Source organism: Alteromonas sp. 4NH20-0104, assembly GCF_057547795.1.
Genome location: NZ_BAAJLP010000013.1, coordinates 48953 through 66094 on the forward strand (window position 1 = coordinate 48953; position 17142 = coordinate 66094).

Below are 17142 nucleotides of genomic sequence, written 5' to 3' on the forward strand. Positions count from 1 at the left end.
ACCAACGTCTGATTTTCACGGTGGAATATTCGAGCTATAGATGATTATATAGTAATCAGTTGTACGTTGAGCAATATCAAACAAGAAGGAAATAGCATGAGCAGAGTAGCACTCGTTACAGGTGGAACACGCGGTATTGGTGAAGCAATCTGTACGACACTAAAGAATGCGGGTTATACCGTAGTGGCTAACTACGGCGGAAACGATCAGGCAGCACAGGAATTTACCGAACGAACCGGTATTGCTGCGATGAAGTTTGACGTGTCAGATTTCGATAAAACCAAAGCTGCTATAGAGCAGATCGAGTCGGATTTTGGCCCGGTTGATGTACTGATCAACAACGCGGGTATCACTCGTGACGGCACCATGCATCGTATGACCTTTGAGCAGTGGAACGCGGTCATTCAAACCAACCTGGCATCTTGTTTTAACACCTGCCGGGCGGTAATTGAAGGTATGCGCGAACGCTCTTTTGGCCGTATTGTTAATATTGGCTCAATCAACGGACAGGCTGGTCAGTATGGCCAGGTTAACTATGCTGCAGCGAAATCAGGGATCCATGGTTTCACCAAAGCACTTGCTCAGGAAGGCGCTGGTAAAGGCATTACCGTAAACGCTATTGCTCCAGGCTATATCGACACGGATATGGTACGTGCGGTGCCAGAAGACGTACTCAAGAAAATCGTTGCGCGGATCCCGGTAGGCCGTTTAGGTAAGCCGGAAGACATCGCTGACGGTGTGCTATTTCTAATCAAAGATGAGTCCAGCTTTATCACAGGTTCAACACTGTCGATAAACGGCGGCCAACACATGTATTAAAAGAACAAAGCCGGGCATCGCCCGGCTTGTTTTTAGGTGTCAGGAGGTCGGGGTAACATTAATGCCCAAGGCTTCCATTACCGCGAGCGACGGAAAGCCATCGGCAATCATGTCGGTACGGCGCTGAAATTCGCGGATCCCTTCACGGGTCGCTGGGCCTAATATGCCATCTGCTCCACCTACATCAATGCCTTTCAGGTTTAGTTGCTCCTGCAGGGTTTTAATGTCGTCCCGGCGGTAATTAGGCAAAGGCGGCAATGACGCCACTAATTCCCCGTCGCCAGCAATTCTGTCTGCCAGTCGGCCTACGGCAATGGCGTAAAACTCTGAATTGTTCCAGCGCATAATCACTCTGAAGTTAGGATACGCCAGAAAGGTAGGTCCTTCATGACCGGCAGGCATCACTAAATAGGCATTCATATCGCTATTACCCAGGGCGTTACCGTTGGCGCGAGTGACCCCGAGTTCATCCCAGTCAGTCACAGTGCGGCGTTTGGAGTAGCCCAGCAGTGAGTAGTCAAATCCAACGGGCAGTTGAACTTCTCTGCCCCAGCGAAAGCCCGGTTGCCAGCCTAACTGGGAAAGGAAGTTGGCTGCCGAGGTTAAGGCGTCCGCTTCGCTGTCCCAAAGATTAATTTGTCCGTCGCCGTCGCCGTCTATGGCGTAGTTGGCATAGGCAGATGGCATAAACTGGGTATGCCCCATGGCTCCCGCCCAGGAACCTACCATTTTTTCCTGCTCCAGAGACTGTGCTTCCAGTAACTTAACGGCCGTTAATAATTCGCGGGTGAAAAACGTGCTGCGACGCGGATCGCAGGCCAGGGTAGCCAATGAATCCAGTACCGGCATCTTACCTTTGTAGCCACCAAAATTGGTTTCCAGGCCCCAAAATGCCAGTAGGTACTGTGCCGGAATGCCGTATTGTTTTACAAGGTCCTGCAACAATACTTTGTGTTCGCCGGCAAGCTGACGCCCTTTGTTGATTCGCCAGTCATTAACCCTTTTGCTGAAATAGCTGGGAAAGGTTTGCACAAACTCCGGCTGACTCCGATCCAGTTCAATCACTCGAGGCTGATAGTTAATATTGGCAAATACCTGCTCTGCAATGGCTGGCGTAATACCGGCTTCTATAGCTGACTGTTGCAGGCTTTGTTTACAGACGTTAAAGGTCTGCACCGGATCGTCATTCGTAGTGGGTTGTTCTTCGTCATTTTGCTGAGCATAGGCTAAAGGTTGAAAACTCAACGCAGCCAGTGACAACATAAAACAGGAGGTTAACCGTGGGAACAACCGCTGACCTTTAGCGGCTGTGCAGCGGGGAACAAAGCGCATAGAATTCTCCCTGAAATTAAGTGCACCCATGCTAACCTAAGTTGCTAGCATGGGCGAGATAACGTCAGGCAAATTTATGAATAAAATCGGTGATTAGCGGACGAATATGTTTGCGGAACTGAGAGCCACTAAAAATACCGTAGTGACCAGCGCCCTGCTGGACGTGATGCTTGCGTTTGGATTTAGGAATGCTTTTGCATAACTGCTGAGCAGCTTCCGTTTGACCCAGGCCACAAATATCGTCATTAGCACCTTCAACCGTCAATAAAGGCGTGTTGTCGATGGCTTCGAAGTTAACCGGGTGTCCTTTGTAAGTAATGGCGCCGCGGGCAACTTCGTTGTTTTTGAAAACCCGTTCAATGGTTTCCAGGTAAAACTCTGCCGGCATATCCAGCACGGCCAGATATTCATCGTAGAATGCCCGGAAACGGTCGGCATCTTCTTCCTCACCCATAAACAGGTTCTGGTAGAAATCGATATATTTTTGCATGTGTGATTTGTGGTTCATGCTAATGAAACCACCGAGCTGCATAAAGCCTGGATAGACCTTGCGACCTTCACCGGGATAGCCATGAGGCACACTCATGATGGCCACATTGCGAAACCATGACATGGGGTGTTTCTTGGAAAACTCGTTTACCCGGGTTGGGTTTTTACTGGTATCGATTGGACCCGCCATCAGCGTCAGAGAATGCGGCGTACCCGGATTCTTCTGTTCTGCCATAACTGCGGTGGCGATCAGAGCCTGAACCGTGGGCTGACAAATAGCCATTAAATGCGTATTAGGCCCCAGATACTCCATAAAGTTAATCAGGTACTCAACATAACAGTCAAAACTAAATGGCCCCTCTGACAGAGGCACTTCACGGGCATCCGCCCAGTCAGTGATATAGACCTCATGATCTGGCAACAAGGCTTCTACCGTACCTTTCAGTAAGGTTGCAAAGTGGCCGGAGAGTGGTGCAACAAGCAATACTTTATGGTCGTCGTGCACACCTACGCGATTAAAATGAATCAGATCGCAGAAAGGTTTTGCCACTGCGACTTCTTCCTTAACGGCGTGGTACTTGCCATCAATGGTGATCTCATCGATATTAAAGCCAACTTTCTCGTAGCGGCGGGTAAGTCGCATGGCGGTCTCAAGACTCGCCCGGCTGACCCGGCCCGGAATAGTGTGGGAAAATGGATTCGACGGGTGGCTGGCAATATCGTTTAGCAGACTAAACCCTTCATGCATGATTTGCGCACCGCGAGCCATGTAGTCGTATGCTTGGTAATTCATTGTGTCACTCCCGGAGGTACTACTTTTGAGTGATAAGTGGACCAGCAAAAAATACCTTGGTTCCACAAATGTCAAAATAATGTAATACAAATATCAAAAAAGGGCCATTAAATATAACAGCCCTTTTTCTCGGCCCGCATAACACTTTTGTCCAATATTTAGCGCAAGTGTTGCGGGCATTTTTAGCCTGGCGGAGTCTTACTTAGCAGTAAACTTAGTAGAAAACTCTTCGCTCATGCCTTTCATCATTTCGCCCGCTTTTTGCTGGGTTTCAGTGATCAGCGTGTAGCTGCTTTTGGCTGACTCAGTCATTTTTTCCTGCAGGCTTTCTAAATACGCTTTTTGCGCTTCAGCAAGGCTCATCAGGTCTTTTTGCTGGCTGGCAGTCTCAACAAAAGACATACCGTCAGACATCAGGGTAGAAAACAGAGAATTTTGCTTTTCAGCTAATTCCTGCATTGTGTTCATGTTCAAAGTCGCAAGTTCAGTTACTGGCTTCATTGCAGTTTGAAATTTTTCAGTCATTTGCTCTAGCATTAGTCTCTCCTTAAAGAGTCGTTAATTAATTAGTTGATTTGGTTTCGGCCGCTTTAGTTGCTGGCTTTTTAGCTGTCGAAGTTGTTCTGCGAGTACGCGTTGTTTTCTTAGCAGCAGGCTTGCTTGCCGGCTTAGCTTCAGCTTCAGCTGGCTTCGCCGCTGCGGTAACTTCCTTTGCCGGGGCTGGCTCCTCTTTAGGCGCTGGCGCCGGAGTTGGAGCGGCCTTTGCGGCAGGCTTAGGCGCCGCTTTCTTGGCTGGCTCTTTTGCCGGTGCGGCCTTAGCTGCTGGTTTCTCAACAGCCTTGGTGACTTCTTTTGTTACTTCCTTGGCGACTTCAGCCGTATCTTCAATCGAAGACTTCACCACGCCCTTCATGTCGGACTGTAAATGGCTAAGCGTTGAATAAGCGCCCTTAGAGGCAACGGCCAAACGGTCGCGCATTGCTTCTGCAAACTCAGAATTGGCGGCAAAAACACCTTTTGCTTCGGTTTGAACCGATACGGTCTCGAGATATTTCACACTATCGCTCAGTAAACCGGTAAACAGTTCGGTTTGATTTTGCGATAAGTCTTCCAGCATTTTTGCATTCACAGCCATCCATGAATTCACCGGCTTAGAAGACTTTTTGAGTTGTTCTGAAAATTTGCCAAACATATAACACTCCCGTTCGAAGTTTATACTTGCTGCGTTGCAGCATTCGTTGGTTATATATTAGACAGTAGAGGTCGGAATGGTCAAGAGGTATTTTGTTGCAATGCAGCAAAACGACTAGAACAATATAGAATAACTATACAACTTTTTATGCTGCAGTGCAGCAAGTGGCTATTTTTTCTGATCTTTTGTCGATTTGGTCCAGGCGTCGATATTCTGTTCCATGATTTTACTGAACATACCCAGCGGGCTGGTATCTACCATATTCTTCATCATACCCTGCAAACTGTCCTGTTGTTCCATAAAGTTAATCAGGCTTTGTTCCAGGTATTCGCGCAGGAATAACTGCATATCTGAATCGTAGAAACGAATGAGTTGCTTAAGGAGTTTGTTGGTCAGCAGCGACTGATGTTCATTGGTTTCAGATTCACTGATGATTTGTAACAGAATCGTTTTGGTCACATCGTCGCCGGATTTCGAGTCGACAACGTTAAAGTCGGTACGCTCGTTAACCAGGGTTTTAATGTAATCCATGTTCACATACTGACTGCGTGAGGTGTCATAAAGTCTGCGATTTGGATATTTCTTGATAGTAACCATTGGAACCTGTACTTGTCGTGATTGAACATGAGTGAGCAGCGTTCTCAGCTGCTTATCGTTGCTGGTAGCAGATGTCGAACAGCCGGTTTACCAGCGTCAAAATCAGGTGTACAGAGGTCTGAAATATCAACATTCGGCCCGGATATAAGCGGCGGATGGTTCAGCAAACTCTGTCAGCTATCCTGCAATGTAGCGCAGAACAGGCCGACAGAGCAAATATCGGTCGGATGATCCTTAGCCCAGACGTCGCTTAACGTAGCTGCCCGGGGCTTCCTCAATAACAGGGTAAGACTTGTGTTTACCCGGTTTCGGAGCCGTAACCTGTTTATCATCGTGGGACTGTAACCAGTTATACCAGTCCGGCCACCAGGAGCCTTCGTGCTGGGTGGCACCATCAAACCAGGCCGCCGCATCTTCCGGCAGGTCTTCGTTTATCCAGTGCGGATACTTGCCTTTGGCCGGCGGATTGATCACGCCGGCTAAGTGTCCTGAGCCAGCCAGCACAAAGCGGGTATCTCCCCCTACCAGCTGCGTGCCTTTGTAGGCAGCTTGCCAAAGCACAATGTGATCGGCAATCGTCGCCAGGAAATATACCGGCACGTCGATATTGCCTAAATCAATTGGCACGCCGTCAATCACCATGCCCCCTGGCTCGCGCAATTTGTTTTCCCAGTACATAGTCCGAACATACTGTTTGAAGCAGGCCGAGGTGATGTTGGTCGCATCACTGTTCCAGAACAGAATATCGAAAGCTGCCGGATCCTCACCTTTTAAGTAATTATTAATAAAGTACGACCAGAACAGGTTGTTCTCGCGCAACAGACTGAAACTTAAACCGAGTATACGGCCATCGTAGACCCCCTTAATGTCAGCGTTTTGCTCCATGGCGTTGAGGCTTTCTTCAGTCAGATAGTTACCGATTTCGCCTGGTTCACTGAAATCGGTCAGGGTAGTCAGCAGGGTAAGTGACTGAATACGTTTGTCGCCCTGAGCTCGCAGGTACGCCGAGGTAACGGCTGACAATGTGCCGCCAACACAAAAACCGACCAGGTTTACCTTCGGTTGCCTGGTTATATCGCAAACCACATCCAGTGCGGCCAGCGGCCCGAGCTTCATGTAGCGGACAAAGTCATAGTCGGCGAGCGTTTTATCCGGATTAACCCAGGAAATCATAAACACACTAAAGCCGTTTTCGAGCAAGCCTTTTACTGCCGACTTCTTTTCATCCAGATCGAGTATGTAATATTTATTGATAAACGGCGGCACAAATAAAATCGGCGGTGCGTAGGTTTTCGCTTTCTTGGGCGTATAGTGAATAAGCTGGATCAGTTCATTCTGATACACCACTTTGCCTTCGGTGGTCGCCAGGTTTTCGCCGAGTTCGAAGGCTGACATGTCGGTTTGGGTAATCTTGAACGCTTCAAGGGGGCTTTGCTCAAGATCGCGCATAAAATTCTCAATGCCTTTGAGCATGCTTTGCCCTTTGGACTTAAGGATTTCTTCACAAACGTCGGGGTTCGAAAACAAGTAGTTGGTTGGTGCGACCGAGTTAATGTACTGGCGGGTGTAGAATTTAACCTGCTCAGCCGACTTAGGATCGGCAAAGGTCATGGAGTCCATCATACCCTGCAGCATTTTGGAGTTGATCAGATAGGCTTGCTTTAAATAGTTAAATACCGGGTTTTCGTTCCAGTCGGAGTGGCTGAAACGCTTATCCCCCCGTTGTTCGTTTACCACTGTTTCGGCTTTTTCACCGAACATCGCTTTGGTTGCCTGTTGCCAGAGTTCGGTTTGCTGGCGCATGAACTCCATTTGGTTTTCAACCAGCCTGGATGTGTCTACCTCTACCTTATCGGCCAGTTTTGTGGTCAGTAGCTGTTGCAAGTGTTGCGGGTCGAACATCGCAGCAGCGTCATTCGAATCAGCCTGTCGGGTAAGAATTTTCTGTACCATGCTATTAAACTGCTCAGCATACTGGTTCAGCGTGTTCAGAATTTCCTGCTTATCCTGTTGCTCCACAAGTGCTCCTTGAAGTTGTTATTTTTTGCCTGACGCAGCGCCAGTGGCAATGCCTTCCATCATTTTCTGGTAGAAAGAAAAGGCCTGCTGACTGCCGTCAAGGTAGGGTTTTAGAAGGGTCATCATTGTTTCCTGGTTACCGTTTTGTAATTGTTCGGTAAACATAGCAATGGTGGCTTCATGGATTTTGGTCATGTCCGGCCAGCCTAAGAGTTCGCGAGCTTCTGACGGTGACAGATCGATATCGACGGTAATTTTCATGGTAAACTCCTTACTTTAGCCAGTATTATGGCTTTCCCATGGGCTGTTTGACTTACAGAGTAAAAAGCGAACAATCACTTGTCTAGTCTGATGAGCCTAAAGTTGCATAAAGGTAATTGATACAGCGCAAACAATCCTGCTGTATCCCTTGCCCGGTCTGAATGCCAGCAACCGGTCGTTCCCGCAAAGTATTTACAGGAAGTGTTGTGACATCAAAAAAAGCCGAACCTACTGCTAATCCTAACCGAAAACGTCGACTCTGGCGGTTTTTCTGGAAGCTATCTTTGATCCTGCTGGTGCTGTTTGGCGCCTATGTCATTTATCTGGATGCCCAGATAAAACACCATTTTTCGGGCAACAAGTGGCAGGTGCCTGCACAAATCTATGCCCGGCCACTGCAACTGGAAACCGGTGAGGAAATTACCCGCAAGGAAGTACTCGATGAGTTGAAGCTGCTGGGATACCGGCGGGTGACTCAGATTCAGGGGAGTGGCGAATACAGTGTTGGCTCGGCAGCCATTAATATTTTTCGCCGGGCTTTCCATTTTCCTGACGGCTTTCAGCCGCTGCGCCAGTTAAGCATTCGCTGGAACGGTTCACGTATTGCTTCAATAACCGATTTACAGACCGACCAGCAGTTGCCACAGGTCAGACTCGAATCCTGGCTGGTGACCCGTCTTGCCAGTGGCAGTCAGGAAGATAGAATGCTGGTGACGCTGGAAGACTTACCGCCCTTACTGGTAAAAGCCCTGACCCTCACTGAAGACCGTGATTTCTATAGTCATCACGGGGTTGCACCATTATCGATCATTCGGGCGTTGCTGGCTAATATTGCGGCCGGACGCACGGTTCAGGGGGGCAGTACGCTTACCCAGCAACTGGTAAAAAATCTCTATCTTACCCGTGAGCGGTCGCTGGAACGGAAAATAAAAGAAGCATTAATGGCCATCATCATTGATGCCCGTTACAGCAAGGATAAGATTATTCAGGCCTACCTCAATGAAGTCTTCCTCGGCCAGAGTGGGGATATGGCGGTGCACGGGTTCGGTCTCGCCAGCTACTTCTATTTTGACCGTCCGGTGAATGAACTGGATGAAACGGAAATTGCCATGCTGGTGGGCATGATCAAAGGCCCTTCGTTTTATAATCCACGAAAGTATCCTGAACGGGCTGTGGAACGTCGCAATCTGGTATTACGCCTGTTACTTGAAGGCAACGAGTTAACCCCTCAACAATACGAGATGGCGGTGTCCAGGCCTGTGGGTATCGCCACCGGCGATAGTCTGGCAACCGGCAAGCACCCGGCATTTATGACCCAGGTGCGCAAAGAACTGCAAACTATTCTGGCTGATCCGAATATTCGTGAGTCAGGAGTAAAGGTGTTCACTACCCTGGATATTTATGCCCAGCGCCGAGCAGAGCAGGCGCTGACCAGTACACTTGACCGGTTACAGCCGGGCCGGGAGGCGCCCCTGGAAGGCGCTATGGTGGTATCGGATATCGGCAGCGGTGAAGTGCGGGCTCTGGTAGGCGGCCGCAATGTTAGCTTTGCCGGGTTTAACCGGGCGCTGGATGCGGTACGGCCGATCGGCTCTCTGGTAAAGCCGGCCGTGTATCTGACAGCTCTGGAGCAGCCTGCACAGTATAACCTGGCCACACCGCTTCAGGACCAGCCTTTGTCACTCAGCGATGAGCATGGCGATAACTGGCAACCGCAGAACTTTGATAAAACCTACCGGGGCAGCGTACCGCTAATCGATGCACTTAGTCTGTCGCTTAATGTCCCAACCGTTAATTTGGGGCTCGAGCTGGGTATCGACAATGTTGCGGCGACACTCAAAAAACTGGGCGTCAAACGGCCTGTTCCTGAGGTGCCGGCATTAACGCTGGGGGCCGTTGCCCTCACGCCTTTTGAAACCAATCAACTGTATCAGACGATTGCCAACAACGGCGCTTATCGACCACTGCATACCGTTAGCGCTATTGTGAGCGTAAATAATCGCTTAATGTGGCGACAGGCAGAATACGGTGAGCAGCGGGTTAATGAAGAATCGGCTTATTTGCTTAACTACGCCCTGTATCGCGTTGCTACCCAGGGCACTGCAAAAGCTATCGGCAGAGCCTTTGATAACATCAATATGGCCGGTAAAACCGGTACTACGGATGATTACCGTGACAGCTGGTTTGCCGGCTATGACCGCAATAACCTGGCGACCGTATGGGTCGGAAACGACGATAATAAATCTATCGGCTTAACCGGATCTACCGGCGCGCTGCCGGTATTTATGGCTTATCAGCAGTTGCAGGAGCCTAAATCACTGTCCCGACGCTTCCCCAACGGCCTGGGTATAGCTCACTTTGATCCTGTCACCGGTGCAGTGTTAACTGCCGGGTGTCCTGGCAGCCTGAGTGTCCCTGCAGTGCTTGATGCCCTGCCGCCTGCTCAGGGCTGTGTGGGCCAATCGAGAGACAAAACGCCGGTTAAGAAAGCAAAGGAAAAGTCATGGTGGGAACGGTTGTTTGGTGGTTGATAGGCTAATGAACCTGGCTAAAACTACCTGGTTGGTGAAGTTTATAAGCAGAGTGCAATACATCCTTATTTTTGGTTCTTATTGAGCGAGATACTGTCATTGGGCAGATGAAGTAAAAGCGTAGAGGCGTCATGGACGACGCCTCCGGCCAGCGAGGGCATGGAGCCCTCTCTGGTCGATAGGTTTTACCTGCCCGATGACAGTATGCTTTTCGTGAGTAAGAACTGCGGGGGTCAAGGGGCGTCGCATAACGCCCCTTGGTGCTGTCGGCACCCCGACAAAATGCCAAGACATCTATCGTATTTAAAGTGAACGTTACAGCAAAAATAAGTTTGTTGTGAAGAAAAGAGGCTGCTAGCTTGCTATAACCGAGTAACTGCGAGTGATTATTAGTCTTTAACAGATAAAAAACTCAGGAGATTGCAGAGATCTGCAATTCCTGAGAAGTGGCACTACGGGAGTGTCCAGGGATATAAAACGGGTAAACTATTAATGGATCAACGAGTCAGACGTAAACAGATACCGAATACCGTTCACAATTCCCAGAGCGACGATATAAGCCAGTACCGGACCCAATAAAAGCCAAATCAAAAAACTGTAAGTAATCATAATCTCGAACCTCGCTGTTCGTTACGGGCACACCAGTGAGAGAGTCACACTCACTGCCCTGTACCCAATCAGAGCCTCTTCATGCTCGCCGAGCAGGCTGTCTGTTTAGTTAAGTCGCAGAATAGTTAGCGATAGTTGTGCCAGTCAGGTTATTAATTTTTAAATTATTGATAATTATAGGAATGTTTTGTTTTTGGCAGGGTGGCGAAAAATAAAGGAGTAGCTTTTTAAACTAATTAATAACAGAAATGACAGTAAAGTAGCGAAAATGACGAACGCAACTTTACTGTGGATAGAAGACGTTTTAACTGCGGGCCTTATTGAAGATAGCCAGGGCAAGAGCGATGATGGTGCCGGCGATTAATCCGGCAATGCCATCGGCAACAATGCTCAGGATCAGCGCTATTGGCGGCACTAACTGGCTCACCGACTCGGCCAGGTGATGTAAAAAGGGAATGCTGTGGGTCAGAATGCCGCCGCCCACCAAAAACATCGCTATGGTGCCAACAAACGACAATACTTTCATCAGCACCGGCGCCGCAGTGAGCAGAAAACGGCCGGCCAGTCGCTGGGCCGAGTTATAACCACCGGTAAGCGACTTGCGCAGCAAATACAGGCCGAGATCGTCCATCTTTACAATGCCGGCTACCAGGCCATAAACGCCAATAGTAAAGGCGATACTCAAACCACTGAGTACCAGAATCTGAGTCGTCAGGTCGGCACCTTGCAAGCTGCCGAGAGTAATAACCACTATTTCAGCCGATAAAATAAAGTCGGTGCGAATAGCGCCCTTAATCTTATCCTTTTCCATTTGCACGAGGTCAATGGACGCGTCGGCCAGATTATTCAGACGTGCATCGGCTTCCTCCGCGGTGTCGCTATGGGGCAGGAAGCGGTGGAGTACCTTCTCGGCCCCTTCAAAACACAAATAGAGCCCGCCAAGTACCAGTAGCACGGTGATTAGCACCGGTACAAAAGCACTGATCAACAATGCTGCCGGCACCAGGATCAGTTTATTAATGAAGGATCCCTTAGCCACTGCCCACACCACGGGTATTTCGCGGTCAGGTTTCACGCCCTGTACCTGATTGGCATTCAGCGCTAAATCATCGCCCAGCACACCGGCAGTTTTCTTGGCTGCCATTTTCGACATCATGGCGACGTCGTCTAGCAGAGTGGCTATATCATCAATGAGTGCAAGTAGGTTGGCTCCGGCCACGGGCAGTCCCTTATTGTTCTGGTTGGTTATGTTGTCGTTTGTCGATGAATTGCTGAAATTCATTGCGACTGTTGCACTTTACATTGCCTCCAAACAGTCGCGCAACTGTTGCCACAGTTCTATTCACTCCCTTTTCGCAATTCACGGCATATTCACCGACGACTTTTTTGGGTGGTTCGTACTCACTGATTTTTAAATCGGGTGAGATGTGCTCTTCGCGCCGCTGGCGGCTGACTTCCTCTGCTAAGTCGTATTGTTGCTGCAACTGTTGCCCTGCAATGCCTCGGCTGATGGCATCGGATAGCCGTCGTGAGGGCGGCGCGGGGCTATCTTCTGCCTGCATGAGTATTTCCCCGGGGGCGGGTGCAGATGACTGGTTATTGGTGTTTACGTTCGTCTCTGGCTGTGCCAGCGGTGAGTGCTGCTGAGCGGGTGGCGGCTCCTCAGATGACTGAGCGTTAGGGTCTGCAGCTTCAGCAACGACGGGTGCCGGTTGGGACTTCTCGTTCGTCTCGGGCTTTGGGGGGAGGGGTCTAACCGGTGTGTATAACGCGGCTTTAATCGGGCTGGATTTTACCGGCGGCACAGCCGGTGGCTGAAACGACAGTGTGGCCAGCACTGCGATATGAAACAACACCGAGCCGATAATCAGCCACACCAATCTGCCAGCTTTGTTCGGGGCTGGTTCAGAAGGTTTAAAGCGGGTTGGTCCGGTAAAGGCTAAGTCCATTTTTTCCATGCCAGATAGACCGGCCATTTACCGCTAAGTTCCCTGCGATAAACGACATTACTGACAGGATGAATTGGTCATGCATCAAAATGGTGCAAACGGACGCTCATGCATTTAAATGGTGCGTAAAAATGTAAGAAAATATAACAATTTTTGATTTAGCTATTGATTTATAAGATTTTTAATTTGTGGCATAGGACTTGTTCTAGTCAATCTCGCACAACATGAACACTGGTAGCAAACCACTATTATTTTGGGAGCAACACATGAAACTAGTCACAGCAATCATCAAGCCATTTAAGCTGGATGATGTTCGTGAAGCCATTTCAGAAATCGGTATTGACGGTCTGACCGTAACCGAAGTGAAGGGTTTCGGACGTCAAAAAGGACACACAGAATTATACCGCGGAGCCGAGTATCAGGTCGACTTCCTGCCGAAAGTCAAACTGGAAATAGCGGTTCAGGATGATCAGGTAGAACGTTTGGTTGAAGCCATCGTTGGCGCTGCTAAGACCGGCAAAATTGGTGACGGCAAGGTTTTTGTTTATGACCTTGAAGGCGCTGTCCGGATTCGTACTGGCGAAACAGATACCGACGCACTGTAATCAGTCGACGAGAAATTTGCGGAGATAAGCATAATGGAAACAACTTTTGAATTAGGGTACGCGTTAGATACCTTTTACTTTTTGATCTGTGGCGCACTGGTAATGTGGATGGCTGCAGGTTTTGCCATGCTGGAAGCTGGCCTTGTACGTGCTAAAAACACAACTGAAATCTTAACTAAAAACATCGCACTGTTTGCGATTGCTTGTACTATGTACATGATTTGCGGTTACGGCATCATGTACGGCGGTGGTGACTGGGTACCTTTCCTGGGCGGCATCGTAGCTGACGGCGCAACTGGCGTTGCTGATGAACCAGCAACCTATGCCCCATCTGCTGACTTCTTCTTCCAGGTAGTATTCGTTGCCACGGCAATGTCTATCGTATCTGGTGCGGTAGCTGAGCGTATGAAACTGTGGGCATTCCTTGCCTTTACCGTTGTTATGACTGGTTTCATCTACCCAATGGAAGGTGCCTGGACCTGGGGTGGTGCGTCTGTATTCGGTATGTATACACTGGGCGACCTGGGTTTCTCTGACTTTGCTGGTTCTGGTATCGTTCACATGGCTGGTGCTGCGGCTGCTTTAGCTGGCGTACTGGTACTGGGTGCTCGTAAAGGCAAGTACACTGCAGACGGAAAAGTTAACGCGATTCCTGGTGCAAACCTGCCGCTGGCTACTTTAGGTACATTCATCCTGTGGATGGGTTGGTTTGGCTTTAACGGCGGTTCTGTACTGGCTACAGCGACTGTTGAGAGTGCCAACGCGGTTGCCGTTGTATTTATGAATACCAACGCTGCGGCAGCGGGTGGCTGTATTGCTGCACTGATCGTTGCTCGTATCATGTTTGGTAAAGCTGACCTGACTATGGCGCTGAACGGTGCTCTGGCAGGTCTGGTAGCGATTACTGCTGAACCTTCTACTCCAACGCCTCTGACAGCGACTCTGTTCGGTGCTCTGGGTGGTATCCTGGTAGTCTTCAGTATCGTTACTCTGGACAAACTGAAAATCGATGATCCGGTAGGTGCGATTTCTGTTCACGGTGTGGTTGGTCTGTTAGGTCTGTTACTGGTTCCTGTTACTGGTGGCGCGACTCTCTCTGGTCAAATCATCGGTGCACTGACTATCTTCGTATGGGTATTCGTAACCAGCTTAGTGGTTTGGTTAATCATCAAAGCCGTTATCGGTGTACGCGTTAGCGAAGAAGAAGAATTTGAAGGTGTTGATATCAGTGAATGTGGTCTGGAAGCTTATCCTGACTTCACTGGTGGCCGTTCATAATCTTCGGACACATTATTGATTAGGCACTTAAGTTAATAATAATAAGCCTAAATCACTTCGACTCAGACCCCGCTTTTGCGGGGTTTTTTCTTTAGGGTAGTCACAAGGCTTCGGTCTGCTGTGTCGCATAAGTTTCAAAAGCGTCTGGCTTCAGGGGGCGACTGAAATAGTAACCCTGAAAATAATCGCAACCCATTTCTTTTAGCATTTCTACCTGTTGCAGGTTTTCCGTTCCCTCTGCGACGGTGAGCAGCTTCATGTGTTTACCGATAGCAATAATCGACCTGACCAGTTCCTTACTCTGTTGATGCTCGATGTTATCAATAAACGACTTATCGATTTTAAGCACGTTCAACGGCAGGTCACGCAGGTAAGATAAAGACGAATAACCGGTGCCAAAATCATCCAGGGCCACTGAGATGCCGGTGCTTTGTAATGTCTTGAGTTGCTCGATGGCCTTTTGGCTGTCAAATAACAAACTCGACTCGGTGAGTTCCACCTCGATCAGCTCTGCCGGTATCTCGTAGCGCTCACGTTCCGCCAGCAGATAGTGAATAAAATCCCCTTCAGCAAATTGCGAGGCCGTTACGTTTACAGATACCCGGAACAGCGGGACGTCGCGTTGTTGCCAGCAACTGAGTTGATCAAACACACAGCGTAAAACCCATTTGCCTAATTCGTGGATCAGGCCCGTTTCTTCTGCGATGGGGATAAAATGCGCCGGTGAAATGAAGCCTTTAACCGGGTGATGCCAGCGTAATAATGCTTCACTTCCCATCAGGCGACCCTGTGGATCGACTTTGGGTTGGTAAACCATCGAGAGTTCGTCGTCGTTCTGTAACGCTTTAGACAGCTCTTCTTCAAGTTCCCGGGCGGCATCCTTGAGAGCGAGCATTTGAGGCGCGAATAGTGAGCACTGATTACGGCCACGCTCTTTGGCCTGTTGCAGCGCGTGTTCTGCTGAGCTGATAACGTCAAAACGACTTTCAATTTGTTCCGGGAATAACACGGCTCCTGCGCTGCACTGAATTGATATCTTACGTCGGCCAATGTTAATTTCATCACTGACTATGGCTTTCAGAGCTGCCCAGTGAACATGCAGCAGTGCGGTGTAGTCGGCTTGCAGGTTCGTTAACAATATGGCGAAATCATCACCGCCATTACGTGCTATAAAAACATCTGCCGAGCGATAGGCAGCAAACCGGTTACCCAGAATATGGATCACCCGATCGCCAATCTCGTAGCCGTACTTTCGGTTAATCTCACCAAAATGGTCCAGATCAAGCAGTACTAGCAAGGCATTCTGCCGATGCCTGGTGGCATCGAGGTACGTGGCATTGAGCACTTCCAGTAATTTGGCGCGATTCGGTAAGTTCGATAAATAATCGTAATAAGCCATGGAGCGTAATTTCTGCTCCAACTGATCACGTTGTAATTCAGAGGCTGCCCGTGATGCAACGATCTGAAGGGCTTGCTGCAGCGCATTATCCATGCCATTGGCGTGGGGGAAGAACATCATGATCACCCCGGTGTTTTGCTGCTCAGCATTTACAATTGGTATGCCAGCGTAACTGCCCGACGCCTTAATTTCAGTAGACTCGCTACAATGAAAGCGGTCTGCTTTGATGTGCCTTCTACTGTGCAAACCGAGGTTTAACACTTCTTCACTAGGGGTACCGGCTAGCTCGTAGGTGAAGTTTTTCCCTTTCTGGCCAAACGCTAACACCGCTTTGGTCTCAACCTGGTTTTGATTATCTGGACAAAGGTTGCCAATAAGGATGAATTCAGCCGGTGAGAGCTGGTAAAGAATGGTGATCATTTCAAAATAGAGATGCTCAGCATTGCTACCCGCCGCGCTGGTCGCAAGCCGTTTCATGGCCATCTCAAGTTCGCGCTGGCGTTGACGCTGATGATCCAGCTCCCTGGCATTACGCCGGTATGAAACACTGAGCATTAAGGCAAAAGACAGAGAGATAAGCGTAAAAGGCAGACCTCCGGTATAAAACAACGGCACGCTGCCGCTGTCTATCTGATAACTCATAAAGCTGGTGGCTACCGACAACCCCAGGCAAACGGTCAGAGCCAGTGAAATAAAATTGTTTTGCCGTTTATAAAAACGTAAAGCAAACAAAAGCTGCACAACAGCCATAACGATAAAGCCAGCATGGTACAGGGAGAAAAACAGACTGGGCTCACCAACCAGCAGGGACATCTGCTCGCCAAATAAGTTATTAAATTTAACCAGTTGTGGGTTGTTACCATGCCGCAAAACCGCATCAGAGAATGTGTTAAACAGCGTGAAAATGGCCGCCATAGTACCGAAAGCCAGTACCATAAGGTTGGTATAGCGGAATCTGCACCAGTGGCCAAAGGTATAGATAATAAACGGCCAACCAAGGATTACGGTATTGGTGTGTAATCGACTGAGAGTAATGGCTTCTGAAACCGTGGCGGCCTGGTGAAAACGCCAGGATAAAAAGTGGTAACCAACCAGCAGTAAATTAACGATTGCCAGTGAGTAGTAATGATGTTTCTTGTGCTGAATACCGGACAGCAGGATGAACAGAAAACAAACCAGGTTTAGTGTAATAACGGCTACAAAATAAATTGTCATTTACAGCATCCTGAGCAAGAGCTTGGAATGGGGTGAGTGGTCAGTGGCCAGTAA

General features: G+C 49.0%; 14 protein-coding genes. 4 read left to right on the top strand and 10 right to left on the bottom strand.

Annotated elements, in window-relative coordinates:
- Positions 1-96: 96 nt before the first annotated feature.
- Positions 97-819, top strand: coding sequence for an acetoacetyl-CoA reductase (phbB, locus tag AC27IB_RS11035; RefSeq protein ID WP_487120909.1), 723 nt, complete (start codon positions 97-99; stop codon positions 817-819).
- A gap of 39 nt (positions 820-858) precedes the next feature.
- On the opposite strand, the gene AC27IB_RS11040 is transcribed toward phbB, so the two are convergent.
- The 7 genes from AC27IB_RS11040 to AC27IB_RS11070 form a co-directional block, all read right to left on the bottom strand.
- Positions 859-2151, bottom strand: coding sequence for a lytic murein transglycosylase (locus AC27IB_RS11040; RefSeq protein WP_487120911.1), 1293 nt, complete (start codon positions 2149-2151; stop codon positions 859-861).
- A gap of 64 nt (positions 2152-2215) precedes the next feature.
- A complete protein-coding gene (locus AC27IB_RS11045; protein WP_296044270.1) occupies positions 2216-3433 on the bottom strand; it encodes a polyhydroxyalkanoate depolymerase in 1218 nt (405 codons plus the stop codon).
- 198 nt (positions 3434-3631) lie between these two features.
- Positions 3632-3970, bottom strand: a complete 339-nt coding sequence (locus AC27IB_RS11050; protein WP_296044268.1) for a phasin family protein — start codon at positions 3968-3970, stop codon at positions 3632-3634.
- Between the two features lie 25 nt (positions 3971-3995).
- Entirely contained in the window at positions 3996-4625 is a 630-nt protein-coding gene (locus tag AC27IB_RS11055; protein WP_296044267.1) for a phasin family protein, read from the bottom strand.
- 168 nt (positions 4626-4793) lie between these two features.
- Positions 4794-5222 (bottom strand): polyhydroxyalkanoate synthesis repressor PhaR, encoded by a 429-nt coding sequence (phaR, locus tag AC27IB_RS11060; protein WP_296044265.1) that lies wholly within the window; start codon positions 5220-5222, stop codon positions 4794-4796.
- Positions 5223-5456: 234 nt separating this feature from the next.
- Positions 5457-7241, bottom strand: a complete 1785-nt coding sequence (locus AC27IB_RS11065) for a PHA/PHB synthase family protein (RefSeq protein WP_487120914.1) — start codon at positions 7239-7241, stop codon at positions 5457-5459.
- 18 nt (positions 7242-7259) lie between these two features.
- The gene (locus AC27IB_RS11070; protein WP_296044262.1) at positions 7260-7502 is read right to left on the bottom strand and encodes a DUF6489 family protein; all 243 of its coding nucleotides are present in this window, start codon (positions 7500-7502) and stop codon (positions 7260-7262) included.
- A 206-nt stretch (positions 7503-7708) separates the two neighbouring features.
- On the opposite strand from AC27IB_RS11070, the gene mrcB reads away from it, so the two are divergent.
- The gene (gene mrcB, locus AC27IB_RS11075; RefSeq protein ID WP_487120916.1) at positions 7709-10033 is read left to right on the top strand and encodes a penicillin-binding protein 1B; all 2325 of its coding nucleotides are present in this window, start codon (positions 7709-7711) and stop codon (positions 10031-10033) included.
- 913 nt (positions 10034-10946) lie between these two features.
- Here the strand turns inward: mrcB and AC27IB_RS11080 are convergent.
- Both AC27IB_RS11080 and AC27IB_RS11085 read right to left on the bottom strand, forming a co-directional pair.
- The gene (locus AC27IB_RS11080) at positions 10947-11861 is read right to left on the bottom strand and encodes a DUF808 domain-containing protein (RefSeq protein WP_296044258.1); all 915 of its coding nucleotides are present in this window, start codon (positions 11859-11861) and stop codon (positions 10947-10949) included.
- Between the two features lie 10 nt (positions 11862-11871).
- A complete protein-coding gene (locus AC27IB_RS11085; protein ID WP_487120918.1) occupies positions 11872-12618 on the bottom strand; it encodes a hypothetical protein in 747 nt (248 codons plus the stop codon).
- A 239-nt stretch (positions 12619-12857) separates the two neighbouring features.
- Between AC27IB_RS11085 and glnK the strand changes: the two genes are divergently transcribed.
- Positions 12858-13196, top strand: coding sequence for a P-II family nitrogen regulator (gene glnK, locus AC27IB_RS11090; protein WP_273641883.1), 339 nt, complete (start codon positions 12858-12860; stop codon positions 13194-13196).
- 33 nt (positions 13197-13229) lie between these two features.
- Positions 13230-14474: an ammonium transporter gene (locus AC27IB_RS11095; protein ID WP_487120920.1), complete on the top strand. Its 1245-nt coding sequence runs from the start codon at positions 13230-13232 to the stop codon at positions 14472-14474.
- 100 nt (positions 14475-14574) lie between these two features.
- Here AC27IB_RS11095 and AC27IB_RS11100 read toward each other — a convergent pair whose 3' ends face one another.
- Complete coding sequence (locus AC27IB_RS11100) at positions 14575-17088, bottom strand: putative bifunctional diguanylate cyclase/phosphodiesterase (protein WP_487120922.1); 2514 nt, start codon at positions 17086-17088, stop codon at positions 14575-14577.
- Between the last annotated feature and the right edge of the window lie 54 nt (positions 17089-17142).

Bases quoted from the DNA above. Each gene is read 5' to 3' on its own strand.
- phbB (WP_487120909.1), top strand. From the start codon at position 97: ATGAGCAGAGTAGCACTCGTTACAGGTGGAACACGCGGTATTGGTGAA.
- AC27IB_RS11040 (WP_487120911.1), bottom strand. From the start codon at position 2,151: ATGCGCTTTGTTCCCCGCTGCACAGCCGCTAAAGGTCAGCGGTTGTTC.
- AC27IB_RS11045 (WP_296044270.1), bottom strand. From the start codon at position 3,433: ATGAATTACCAAGCATACGACTACATGGCTCGCGGTGCGCAAATCATG.
- AC27IB_RS11050 (WP_296044268.1), bottom strand. From the start codon at position 3,970: ATGCTAGAGCAAATGACTGAAAAATTTCAAACTGCAATGAAGCCAGTA.
- AC27IB_RS11055 (WP_296044267.1), bottom strand. From the start codon at position 4,625: ATGTTTGGCAAATTTTCAGAACAACTCAAAAAGTCTTCTAAGCCGGTG.
- phaR (WP_296044265.1), bottom strand. From the start codon at position 5,222: ATGGTTACTATCAAGAAATATCCAAATCGCAGACTTTATGACACCTCA.
- AC27IB_RS11070 (WP_296044262.1), bottom strand. From the start codon at position 7,502: ATGAAAATTACCGTCGATATCGATCTGTCACCGTCAGAAGCTCGCGAA.
- AC27IB_RS11085 (WP_487120918.1), bottom strand. From the start codon at position 12,618: ATGGCCGGTCTATCTGGCATGGAAAAAATGGACTTAGCCTTTACCGGA.
- glnK (WP_273641883.1), top strand. From the start codon at position 12,858: ATGAAACTAGTCACAGCAATCATCAAGCCATTTAAGCTGGATGATGTT.
- AC27IB_RS11095 (WP_487120920.1), top strand. From the start codon at position 13,230: ATGGAAACAACTTTTGAATTAGGGTACGCGTTAGATACCTTTTACTTT.
- AC27IB_RS11100 (WP_487120922.1), bottom strand. From the start codon at position 17,088: ATGACAATTTATTTTGTAGCCGTTATTACACTAAACCTGGTTTGTTTT.